This window comes from Streptomyces sp. NPDC056948, assembly GCF_042674225.1.
GTDB lineage: Bacteria > Actinomycetota > Actinomycetes > Streptomycetales > Streptomycetaceae > Streptomyces > Streptomyces purpurascens.
In genome coordinates this window covers 1-11254 of sequence record NZ_JBHUQX010000319.1, presented here as the reverse complement: position 1 = coordinate 11254, position 11254 = coordinate 1, and the positions used below count along the sequence as shown (strand labels likewise).

11 protein-coding genes and 1 pseudogene are annotated in these 11254 nt (G+C 71.3%); 5 read left to right on the top strand and 7 right to left on the bottom strand.

All coding sequences use genetic code 11. The annotated features are described in order from the left end of the window. From ACFTZL_RS32160 to ACFTZL_RS32150, 3 genes are all read right to left on the bottom strand, one after another. Positions 1–873: DMT family transporter (locus ACFTZL_RS32160; RefSeq protein WP_382589881.1), on the bottom strand; the 873-nt coding region annotated here is incomplete at its 3' end. 109 nt (positions 874–982) lie between these two features. Further along, positions 983–1693: an ArsR/SmtB family transcription factor gene (locus ACFTZL_RS32155; protein ID WP_382589878.1), complete on the bottom strand. Its 711-nt coding sequence runs from the start codon at positions 1691–1693 to the stop codon at positions 983–985. Between the two features lie 46 nt (positions 1694–1739). Further along, on the bottom strand, positions 1740–2390 hold the full coding sequence (locus tag ACFTZL_RS32150; protein WP_382589875.1) for a TetR/AcrR family transcriptional regulator: 651 nt from the start codon (positions 2388–2390) through the stop codon (positions 1740–1742). Positions 2391–2474: 84 nt separating this feature from the next. Between ACFTZL_RS32150 and ACFTZL_RS32145 the strand changes: the two genes are divergently transcribed. The 3 genes from ACFTZL_RS32145 (at position 2475) to ACFTZL_RS32135 (ending at position 4646) form a co-directional block, all read left to right on the top strand. Continuing rightward, the gene (locus ACFTZL_RS32145; protein ID WP_382589872.1) at positions 2475–3626 is read left to right on the top strand and encodes an acyl-CoA dehydrogenase family protein; all 1152 of its coding nucleotides are present in this window, start codon (positions 2475–2477) and stop codon (positions 3624–3626) included. 59 nt (positions 3627–3685) lie between these two features. After that, positions 3686–3931: a YiaA/YiaB family inner membrane protein gene (locus tag ACFTZL_RS32140; protein WP_382589869.1), complete on the top strand. Its 246-nt coding sequence runs from the start codon at positions 3686–3688 to the stop codon at positions 3929–3931. 70 nt (positions 3932–4001) lie between these two features. Beyond that, positions 4002–4646 (top strand): TetR/AcrR family transcriptional regulator, encoded by a 645-nt coding sequence (locus tag ACFTZL_RS32135; protein ID WP_382589866.1) that lies wholly within the window; start codon positions 4002–4004, stop codon positions 4644–4646. On the opposite strand, the pseudogene ACFTZL_RS32130 reads toward ACFTZL_RS32135, so the two are convergent. Next, positions 4643–5098: pseudogene (locus ACFTZL_RS32130) on the bottom strand (MaoC family dehydratase); the annotation flags it as partial. The gene ACFTZL_RS32135 and the pseudogene ACFTZL_RS32130 overlap by 4 nt on opposite strands. Before the next feature lie 102 nt (positions 5099–5200). Between ACFTZL_RS32130 and soxR the strand changes: the two are divergent. Beyond that, the gene (gene soxR / locus ACFTZL_RS32125; protein WP_382589863.1) at positions 5201–5665 is read left to right on the top strand and encodes a redox-sensitive transcriptional activator SoxR; all 465 of its coding nucleotides are present in this window, start codon (positions 5201–5203) and stop codon (positions 5663–5665) included. Between the two features lie 182 nt (positions 5666–5847). Here the strand turns inward: soxR and ACFTZL_RS32120 are convergent, their stop codons facing one another. Both ACFTZL_RS32120 and ACFTZL_RS32115 read right to left on the bottom strand, forming a co-directional pair. Next, a complete protein-coding gene (locus ACFTZL_RS32120) occupies positions 5848–6564 on the bottom strand; it encodes a 3-keto-5-aminohexanoate cleavage protein (RefSeq protein WP_382589860.1) in 717 nt (238 codons plus the stop codon). Positions 6565–6657: 93 nt separating this feature from the next. Next, the gene (locus ACFTZL_RS32115; RefSeq protein ID WP_382589857.1) at positions 6658–7263 is read right to left on the bottom strand and encodes a hypothetical protein; all 606 of its coding nucleotides are present in this window, start codon (positions 7261–7263) and stop codon (positions 6658–6660) included. 262 nt (positions 7264–7525) lie between these two features. Between ACFTZL_RS32115 and ACFTZL_RS32110 the strand changes: the two genes are divergently transcribed. Continuing rightward, a complete protein-coding gene (locus ACFTZL_RS32110) occupies positions 7526–10324 on the top strand; it encodes a penicillin acylase family protein (protein ID WP_382589854.1) in 2799 nt (932 codons plus the stop codon). Positions 10325–10357: 33 nt separating this feature from the next. Here ACFTZL_RS32110 and ACFTZL_RS32105 read toward each other — a convergent pair. Then, positions 10358–11254: serine-threonine protein kinase (locus tag ACFTZL_RS32105; protein ID WP_382589851.1), on the bottom strand; the 897-nt coding region annotated here is incomplete at its 5' end.

Sequence of the window (11254 nt, the reverse complement as noted above, 5' to 3'; positions counted from 1 at the left end):
GGACACCGCGACACCCGCCAGGCACAGCACACCGCCGACCAGGGTCAGCAGCCCCGGCACCTCGCCGAGGAACAGCCAGGACATCAGGACGACCAGCGCGGGCGCCGCGTACGTCGTCGCTCCCATCCGGCTCGCGGTCGTCCGGGACAGGGCGTACGCCCACGTCGTGAAGGCGAGGGCGGTCGGGAAGATGCCCAGGTACACCATGTTGAGCGTCGCGGAGGCCGGTGCCTCGGCGGCGTCCCGGACGAGCTGCCCGGCGAACGGCAGACACAGCACCGCGCCGACCAGGCACCCGAACGTCGTCACCTGCAAGGGACTCGCCGTGCCCAGCGCCGGCTTCTGCGCCACGACACCACCGGCGTACGCCACCGCCGCCAGCAGGCACAGCACCACCCCGAGCACCGAGGATCCGCCCTCGCCCGACATCGAGAGACCCACCGTCACCGCACCGGCGAACGACACCGCCATCCCCGCCAGCAGCCGCGGCGGCATCGGGTCCCCGAGCAGCCGGGCACCGAGCAGCGCGATCAGGATCGGCCCGGTGTTCACGACCAGGGCGGCCGTACCCGCGTCGACCTGCTGCTCGCCCCAGTTGAGGGCGACCATGTAGAAGCCGAACCACAGCAGCCCCGATATCGCGATCCCGCGCCAGGCCGTGCGCGGTGGCAGTCCCTCCCGCCGCAGCAGGCAGATCACCCCCAGCGTCAGCGCCCCGGCCAGCAGCCGCCCGAGCGCCAGCGCGCCCGGCGAATACGCGTCACCCGCGCTGCGGATCGAGACGAAGGCGGACGCCCACAGCACGACGGTGACCGCGGCCGCACCGGCGGCCAGCAGCTCCGACCGGCGGGCGGGCGGGAAGGGGGAGTTCATCATGCTCCAGAGGCTAGGAGGGACGGAGGGACGGACGCTCGCGGTTTTCGGACCGGGCGTTGAGGTCTTTCGGGCGGTGTGTCAGGGGTTGTCCGGCCAGGCCTCGACGTCAGCGCAGCGCCGCCGCTTCCACGCCCAGCAGCTCGAAGAGGGCCTGTTCACCGGCCGCCGTCACCTTCACGGCACGCTCGGAGCCGATGCGCACACACCACCCCGTGTCCAGGGCGTGCCGGCACAGGGCCGCGCCCGCCACGCCCGCGAGATGGGGCCGGCGTTCGGTCCAGTCGAGACAGCCACGCGCCAGGGGACGCCGGCCACGCCGTTCGAGGCCGATACCGGCCGACGCGAACCACGCCACACCCGTGTCGGTGAGCGCGAACCCGGTCTCCTGCCGCAGCAGCCCGCGCGCCGTCAGCGCGTCGGTGACCGCGATGCCGAGCCGGCCGGCGAGATGGTCGTAGCAGGTGCGCCCGCGGGCCATCGCCGAACCGGCGCTCGACTCCCGCAGGCTCCGCGGCCGTACGGCCATGCCCGGAGCGACCTGCGCGGCCAGGTCCTCCACCAGTTGCGCGACCCGCGCGTCGGCCAGCCGGACGTAGCGGTGCCGGCCCTGCCGCTCCTCGGTGAGCAGCCCGCCCGCGACGAGCTTGCTCAGGTGCTCGCTCAGGGTCGACGCGGCGACACCCGCGTGCCGCGCCAGCTCGCTCGCGGTCCAGGCCCGCCCGTCGAGCAGCGCCAGCAGGCACGCGGCCCGGGTCTCGTCCGCGAACAGCCCGGCGAGCCGTGCCAGGCTCGTGGCCCGCGGGTCCCTCGTCGTCATGGCCCCAGCATGGAACACGGACCGTTCGGCCGCCGCCGAAGTGTGCCTACGCGCTCCGGCGCACCTGTTCGTACTGCCGTGCCAGCCCGTCCAGCAGGGCCGTCAGCCCCGTCTCGAAGGCCCGCTCGTCGATCTTCTCCTGCTGCTCGGCGAGGAGATGGGCCTGCTGGAGATGGGGGTAGTCGGCGGGGTCGTAGGCGCTCGCGTCGTCCACGAAGCCCCCGGCGAAGGAGCCGAGCGCGGAGCCCATCACGAAGTACCGCATCAGCGCGCCGATGGACGTGGCCTGCGCCGGCGGCCAGCCCGCGGCGACCATCGCGCCGTAGACGGCGTCCGCGAGGCGCAGCCCCGCCGGGCGGCGGCCGGGGCCGCGGGCCAGCACCGGAACGATGTTCGGGTGGTCGCGCAGGGCGGCCCGGTAGGAGACGGCCCAGTCGTGCAGCGCGGTCCGCCAGTCGCGGCCGTCCTCGAACATCGCCAGGTCCACCTGGCCGCTCACCGAGTCGGCGACCGCCTCCAGGATCTCGTCCTTGGTGCGGAAGTGGTTGTAGAGCGAGGGCCCGCTGACCCCGAGTTCGGCGGCCAGCCGGCGGGTGGAGACGGCCGCCAGGCCTTCCGCGTCCACGAGCGCGCGGGCCGTCTCGACGATCCGGTCGGTGGAGAGCAAGGGCTTGCGCGGTCGGGCCATGGCGCACATAGTAGGGCTGCGGCAAGAAACTAGCAGTGCTAATTTAAAGGTACGGCTTTCAATGACGTACGGCTTTCCCTGGGGTGACGTGTGGTGAACCTGGAACTCGGCGAGGAGCAGACCGCGGTCCGGCGGCTCGCGCGGGACTTCGTGGAGCGTGAGATCACTCCGCACGTCATCGCCTGGGACCGCGCCGAGGAAGTCGACCGCGCGATCGTCAAGAAGCTCGGCGAGGTCGGCTTCCTGGGTCTGACGATCGACGAGGAGTACGGCGGATCGGGCGGCGACCACCTCGCGTACTGCCTGGTCACGGAGGAACTGGGGCGGGGCGACTCGTCCGTGCGCGGCATCGTCTCCGTCTCGCTGGGACTCGTCGCCAAGACCGTCGCCGCCTGGGGCAGCGAGGAGCAGAAGCGCCGGTGGCTGCCGGGGCTCACGTCCGGCGAGGCGGTCGGCTGCTTCGGCCTGACCGAGCCGGGCACGGGCTCGGACGCGGGCAACCTCGCGACGCGGGCGGTACGGGACGGCGACGACTACGTCATCAGCGGCACCAAGATGTTCATCACCAACGGCACCTGGGCCGACGTCGTGCTGCTCTTCGCCCGCTCCACGGACGCCCCCGGCCACAAGGGCGTCTCCGCCTTCCTGGTCCCCACCGGCACACCCGGCCTGACGCGCCGCACGATCCACGGGAAGCTGGGGCTGCGCGGCCAGGCCACGGCCGAGCTGGTGCTGGATGACGTACGCGTGCCCACCTCGGCGCTGCTGGGGGAGGAGGGCAAGGGCTTCTCGGTCGCCATGTCCGCCCTCGCCAAGGGCCGGATGTCGGTCGCCGCGGGCTGTGTCGGCATAGCCCAGGCCGCGCTGGACGCGGCCGTGCGGTACGCGGGCGAGCGCGAGCAGTTCGGGAAGCCCATCGCCCGGCACCAGCTCGTCCAGGAGCTGATCAGCGACATCGCCGTGGATGTCGACGCCGCCCGGCTGCTGACGTGGCGGGTCGCCGATCTGATCGACCGTGGACAGCCGTTCGCCGTCGAGTCGTCCAAGGCCAAGCTGTTCGCCTCGGAGGCGGCCGTCCGCGCCGCGAACAACGCGCTCCAGGTCTTCGGCGGATACGGCTACATCGACGAGTACCCGGCGGGCAAGCTGCTGCGGGACGCCCGCGTGATGACCCTCTACGAGGGCACGAGCCAGATCCAGAAGCTGGTCATCGGGCGTGCGCTGACGGGGGTTTCGGCATTCTGAGTACGTTCTGAGTACGTCGGCGGATGTGGCACGGGCCACTTCGGCCGAAGCTTGCCCCCATGAGTGACACACCGGGTAAGCAGAACACCGCCGCCTTCTACGGCCAGGCCGTCGCCTCCTTCGCCGTGGCCATGGCGGCCACCGCCATCGGCATCTACCAGCTCAGCGCCGACGCCTGGGTCCGGGGCTTCCTCGCCATCGCCGTCCTGTACCTGGTCACCTCCGCCTTCACCCTGGCCAAGGTCATCCGGGACCGGCAGGAGGGGGCGGCGGCGCCCGCCTACGCCCCCTTCGAGAAGCGCTGAGCGGCCGCACTAAGCGCCCGCTCACCTTCGACGGTATGGTGGTGCACCTGCCAGTGGAGAGGGGCACGTGATGGGTACGGCGGAGGAGACGGCCGGCGGCGAGGCGCAGGCGTGGGGCGAGGTCACGCCCGACGCGGCGCGGCGGCTGCTGATCGCCGCGGTGGAGGCCTTCGCCGAGCGCGGGTACCACGCCACGACGACCCGTGACATCGCGGGTCGCGCCGGGATGAGCCCGGCCGCGCTCTACATCCACTACAAGACCAAGGAAGAGCTGCTGCACCGCATCAGCAGGATCGGGCACACGAAGGCCCTGGAGATCCTGCGGACGGCGTCCCGGCGCGAGGGCGACGCCCGCGAGCGCCTGGCCGACGCGGTCAGCTCCTTCGTCCGCTGGCACGCCGGCGGGCGCACCACGGCCCGGGTCGTCCAGTACGAGCTGGACTCGCTCGGGCCGGACGCCCGGGCCGAGATCCTCGCGCTGCGCCGGCAGTGCGACGACGAGGTGCACGCGGTCATCGAGGACGGCGTGGCGTCGGGCGAGTTCGACGTGCTCGACGTCAAGGGGACCACCCTCGCGGTGCTCTCCCTCTGCATCGACGTGGCCCGCTGGTTCAACGTCGACGGGCCGTGGACGCCGGACGAGGTCGGCGCGCTGTACGCCGACCTCGTGCTGCGGATGGTCGGAGCCGGGGAGCCGGCGCCGGCGCAGAAGTAGTAGCGCGCCACCGACTCGGCGACGCAGACGGGCTTGTCGCCGCCCACGCGCTCCAGCGTGAAGGCGACGGTGACCTGGACACCGCCTGTCACGTCCACGACGCCGGTGATCGTGGCGGTGGCGCGCAGCCGGGAACCGACCGGCACGGGCGCGGGGAAACGCACCTTGTTCGTGCCGTAGTTGACGCCCATCTTCACGCCCTCGACGGCGATGAGCTGCGGCCCGAAGAGGGGAAGCAGCGACAGGGTCAGATAGCCGTGCGCGATGGTGGTGCCGAAGGGGCCCGCGGCGGCCTTCTCGGGGTCGATGTGGATCCACTGGTGGTCACCGGTGGCGTCCGCGAAGAGGTCGATCCGCTTCTGGTCGATGTCGAGCCAGTCGGTGTACCCCAGCTGCTCGCCCACCGCCGACTTCAGGTCGTCGACGGACGTGAAGATCCTCGGCTGTGCCATGTCCCGGCCTCTCGCATGTCAGGGATGCTATTTTTTCTAAGCGACTGCTTAGCATGGTCGGCCGTGGGGGGTCGTGTCAACGGACTGGGTAGGGTTCGATGGGTGCCCCAGATTCCAGAGAAGATCCATGAGCTCACGGTCGGCCAGGTCGCCGCGCGGAGCGGTGCGGCCGTCTCCGCGCTGCACTTCTACGAGTCCAAGGGCCTGATCGGCAGTCGCCGGACCTCCGGCAACCAGCGCCGCTACTCACGGGACACGCTCCGCCGGGTCGCCTTCATCAGGGCCGCGCAGCGGGTGGGCATCCCGCTGGCGACGATCCGCGAGGCGCTGGCGGAACTCCCCGAGGAGCGGACGCCGACGAAGGAGGACTGGGCGCACCTCTCGGAAGCCTGGCGCTCCGAACTGGACGAACGCATCAAGCAGCTGAACCGCCTTCGCGACCACCTCACCGACTGCATCGGCTGCGGCTGCCTCTCCCTCGACACCTGCGTCCTCTCCAACCCGGGCGACGCCTTCGGCGAACGCCGCACGGGCTCCCGCCTGATGGTGGACAACAACCGCACGTAGCTGTAGCTGCGGGCATGCGTGCCTCCCCCAGTGCCTTAAGGGCCTGGGAGGTGCCCCCAGGGCGGCACGGGTGGGCGGTGGGGGTCCCCCCGCTCGAGCGAAGCCGAGAGTGGGGGAGGCACCCCGCTCCGCCGGGCTGCGCAACGCCCCGACCTCAGCGGCGACGCCGAGTACCTTGCAAGCTAATGAGTCCCGTACTCACCCAACCCCGCCAAAACCAACTCCGCATTGGACCCGGCCCGCCTCCCGTCCGGCAGCACCAGCACATCCTCCAGCCCGACCCGCGTAGCCACCCCCAACCGCCCCGCGAGCCGCAGCACAGGCCACGCACCCCCGTCCTCCCCGTGCAACAGCACAGGACGGCCATGGGCGGCACCGAGCTCGGACAGCAACGCGCGCGCAGAGGCAACGGCACCCGCCGCATCCGTGTCCGTCACCTCGGCCAGCACCCGCAAAACCCTCGGCCCCAGCGAAGACGCGGCGAACCGCTCCGCCCCGTCCGTCCCCGACCAGATACCGGCCTCGACCCCCACCCCGAGATCGAGGAGCGCGGCGGCCACCTCCTCCGCCCCCGGCTCATGCCAGTTGACCGACGCGTGGTCGGGCAGCACGGTCCAGCCGCGGACACGGTCCAGCCTGGTGGCAGGGTCCGGCTCAGCCCACGCTCCCGTCGTCACACCGACCGGCACCGGCACCCGCGCCCGAATCGCCTCCAGCGTCACCGCGAGCACCCGCGGCGACAGCGTGTCCCGCCCGCACGGTGTCTTGGGATGGACATGGACGTCCGTGGCCCCGGCCGCCACGGCCTCCGCCGCGGACGCGGCCATCGCCTCGGGCGACAGCGGCACCGCCGCACCGTCGGCGGCTCCCCGCGTCCCGTTCAGACACACCTGCACCATGTCCCGATGGTGCCAGTCACCACTGACAGCCGGTCCCGGCAACGCCAGTGGGGGTACGGCATCCCCGGCGCACCCCCCGCGCACCCGCGTTCGTCAAGCCGACATCAACAGTGGCCTCGCCCGCCTGGCGTACGCCAGGGACTCGGGCGTGAGCACGGGACGCGGTACCAGGATTCCGCAGTCCGTGCAGACCGGACCCGCCGATGGTTCGTGGTCCAGGTCGTACTTCCAGGCGAGTTGCTCCCCGCCGCACACCGGGCACGCCGAGCCAGGTTCGCGCTCCAGCGCGGCGATCAGCCGGCGCAGTACCTCGGCCAGCGGTTCACGGGGGTGGACCGCCGGATCGTCGCACCACGCCACGCCGAAACCGCCCCAGGTCAGCCGGTGCCAGTCGTCCACGCTGCCCGGCCGGCGCAGTCCGTCGTGCTTCTCCTTCTTGCGGCGCTCGGCGAACTCGACCTCGTAGGCCAGCCAGACCGCCCGCGCCTCCTCCAGTTCGTCCAGTGCGGCCACGAGCCGCACTGGATCGGGGGACCGGTCCTCGGGACCGAATCCCGCCCGGGCGCACAAATGGTCCCAGGTCGCCCTGTGCCCGTAAGGGGCGAACCTCTCAAGGCACTTGCGCAGCGAATAACGCCGCAAGGCCAGATCGCACCGCGGATCGCGGACCTGTCTCGCCAGACTCCGGAAACCGGCCATCGTCCTGCACCTCCGTCACACCTGCACCTGTAATCCGGTCACTTCGGCGTCGTCGTACGGACGTCGCCGAATAGACGTATCGACAAGCGAATCGGCTCCATCCGATTTCAAATGCCCTCCATAAGCCGTCCTAAGAGGCTCGCGAGTCGACTGCCGTGGTCCGTGTGCCTGTTGTGCTGACTCCAAGAAGTGACGCTTGTTCATCTTCAAACCCGGGGCTACCGGCGGTAACATCCGGCCACCCCCTCGGGAGGAGCCCCCCATGCCACGGCGTACCCCACGCACCGTTCTCGGCAGAATGAGAACTCCCCGGGGATTCCCCGGGTTCCTGAAGACCGCTTCGGTATGCGCCCTGATCGCAGGTCTTTTGTCGCCGCTTGCCCCGGCGGCCGCCGCGGAAACGCCGAGTGCGCAGGTCGCGGCCGCCGCGAACGACCACTGCGGCAACCAGTGTTCGGACATCCTTCCGCCCGGCCAGAACGGCAACGCCACCCTCGCCCAGATCCTCCTCAACCAGGCCTTCGGCACCCAGCCCGAGCACGCCGAGGACCAGCTCGGGCCCTACGCGAATCTCGCCAAGGGCTACACAGGCCTCACCAACGACAAGATCAACAACTTCTTCAACGACGCGTCCTTCGGAGTCCCGGCGGATCAGGTCGCCTCCACCGTCAAGCCCGCCGGGCGCGGCGACGTGACGATCGTCCGTGACAAGAAGACCGGCGTGCCGCACATCACCGGCACCACTCGGTACGGCACCGAGTTCGGGGTCGGCTACGCGGCCGCCCAGGACCGGCTGTGGCTGATGGACGTCTTCCGGCACGTCGGGCGCGGCCGGCTGACCTCCTTCGCCGGCGGCGCGCCCTCCAACCAGGGCCTGGAACAGCAGTTCTGGCGGCACGCCCCGTACACCGAGGCCGATCTGCAGGCACAGATCGACAACGCCGTCGCCACCAACGGCGAGCGCGGCAAGCAGGCCCTCGCCGACGCCACGGCCTATCTCGACGGCATCAACTCCTACATCGACGCCTCCGACAGCGGCCGCTACTTCCCCGGCGAGTACGTCCTCACCGGCCACAAGGACTCGGTCACCAACGCCGGGACGATCGAGCACTTCAAGATCACCGACCTGGTCGCGCTGGGTTCGGTCATCGGGGCCCTGTTCGGTTCCGGCGGGGGCGGCGAGGTCAACAACGCGCTCTCGCTGCTCGCCGCCCAGGAGAAGTACGGCGTGGCGGAGGGCACCAAGGTCTGGGAGTCCTTCCGCGAGCGCAACGATCCGGAGGCCGTCCTCACCGTCCACGACGGCAGCTTCCCGTACGCGACCAAGCCCGACGACCCGCAGGGCACGGCCCTGCCCGACGCCGGCTCGGTGGAGCCCGAGCCGCTCGTGTACGACCGCACCGGCAGCGCCGGGACGGCCGGTGCCACCGGCGCGTCCGGCGAAGCGGCGAGGACGGCCCTGTCGTCCGCCAAGCGCGGCATGTCCAACGCCCTCGTGGTCGGCGGCGAGCACACCGCCAGCGGCCACCCCGTCGCCGTGTTCGGCCCGCAGACCGGCTACTTCGCCCCCCAGTTGCTGCTGCTCCAGGAGATCCAGGGCCCGGGCATCAGCGCCCGCGGCGCCTCCTTCGCGGGCCTGAGCATGTACGTCGAACTCGGCCGCGGCCAGGACTACGCGTGGAGCGCCACGACCTCCGGCCAGGACATCATCGACAGCTACGCCGTCGAACTGTGCCAGGACGACTACCACTACCTGTACCGCGGCACCTGCACACCGATGGAGAGGATCGAGCAGAAGAACGCCTGGAAGCCGACCACGGCCGACGGCACCGCGGCCGGCTCGTACACGATGCGCGTCTGGCGCACGAAGTACGGCCCCGTCGAGTACCGCGCGACGGTCGGCGGCAAGAAGGTCGCCTACACCTCACTGCGCTCGTCCTTCATGCACGAGGCCGACTCCATCATCGGCTTCCAGATGCTGAACGATCCCGACTACGTCAAGGGCCCGGAGTCCTTCCAGAAGGCGGTGCAGCACATCAACTACACCTTCAACTGGTTCTACGCCGACTCCGAGCACACCGCGTACTACAACAGCGGCGACAATCCGGTGCGCGCGAACGGCGTCGACGCCGAGTTCCCGGTGTGGGCGCGGCCTGCCTACGAGTGGCGGGGCTGGGACCAGGCGACCAACACGGCCGACTACACCCCGCCCTCCGCCCACCCCAACTCGATCGACCAGGACTACTACATCTCCTGGAACAACAAGCAGGCCAGGGACTACACGACCGCGCCCTGGGGCAACGGGTCCGTGCACCGCGGCAACCTCCTGGAGGACCGGGTGAAGAAACTGGTCCGGCAGGGCGGGGTGACCCGGGCCGCGCTGGTGAAGGCCATGGCCGACGCGGGAACGGCCGATCTGCGGGCGGAGGACGTCCTGCCCGGGCTGCTGAAGGTCGTCAACAGTTCACCGGTCACCGACTCCGCCGCCGCGGCGGCCGTGACCAAGCTCCAGGCCTGGGCCGCGGCCGGCGGCAAGCGCACGGAGACCTCGTCCGGCTCCAAGAAGTACGCCGACGCCGACGCGATCCGCATCCTGGACGCCTGGTGGCCGCTGCTGGTCAAGGCCGAGTTCGAACCGGGCCTCGGCAGCGAGCTCTACGCGGCCATGACCGCGAACCTGCCCGTCGACGAGTCCCCGTCGGCCGCCCACGGCCCGACCGGCTCGCATGCCGGAAGCTCCTTCCAGTACGGCTGGTGGAGCTATGTCGACAAGGACATCCGGGGCGTGCTCGGCGAGCAGGTGCAGGGTCCGCTCGCCAGGAAGTACTGCGGCGACGGCAGCCTCGGCGCCTGCCGTGACACCCTCATCAGCACCCTGAAGCAGGCGGCCGCCAAGACCGCTGCCCAGGTCTACCCCGGCGACGACCAGTGCCCGGCGGGCGACCAGTGGTGCGCCGACTCGGTCATCCACCGCACCCTCGGGGGCATCAAGCACGGCAAGATCAGCTGGCAGAACCGGCCGACCTACCAGCAGGTCGTGGAGTTCACCTCGCACCGGTGACGCTCGCACGGTGACACACGGCCCGGCGGCGGGTCAGCGCACGCGGCCCGCCGCCAGCACCAGTTGGGCCAGCTCCTCGTGCAGGATGTCGCTGTGCGCCCCGGCCGGCGGCCCGCCGCGTCTGACCACCGCCGCCGCGTCGACGTTCACGCACCCCGAGGCGGGCAGTTTCGCCGTCAGGGCCTTGGCGAGGGAGTACGCGCGCGTGCCCGGCACCGCCCGCACCCCGCCGCAGCCCATCGCGCCCCATTTCTCGCCCAGGGCCCGGCTCAGGTCGAGGCCGGCGACCGACCGGCTGTCGCCCGCCATCCGCGACGCCAGCGGATAGATCGTGCCGAGGGCCGAGTCGTGCCGGGAGTGGCAGCACACCACAGGACCGTCGACCCGGTTCTGCTGCCCTTGAAGCACCCCTCCCGCGCGGGCGTCGTGCGGCAGCCGGGCCGCGAACGCGTAGTGCGAGAAGGCTCCTTGGAGCAGCGTCACGGACTTCACCGTGCGCACGCCCTCGGGGAGCCCGCGCAGCGCGAACGACACCAGCCGCGCGCCGAAGCTGTGCCCGACGAGGTGCACGCGCACGCCCGGCGCCGCCGCCGCGAGCTGCCCGACGACCCGGCCGAGACCGCGCTCACCGACGGTTCCCGCGCGCCGCTTCATCGCGTAGTACGTCGCCTGCCGCAGCAGTTCGTGCGCACCGTCCCAGGGGTTCGGGAGCCTGAAGTCCCGCCGCGCGTCGGACGCTTCGAGCTCCGCGAGCGCCTGCGCGAACTCCTCGCAGGCCGCCGCCGAGGATCCGGCGAACATCTCCGGCTCGCTCTGCGGCACCCCCTCCGCCACCGTGTCCGCCGCGAACAGCTCCTGCGGCCCGGGCGCGACCACCTCCACCAGCAGCCGCACCAGCCGCCCGAACTCCTCCAGCTCGGGCTCCTCCCG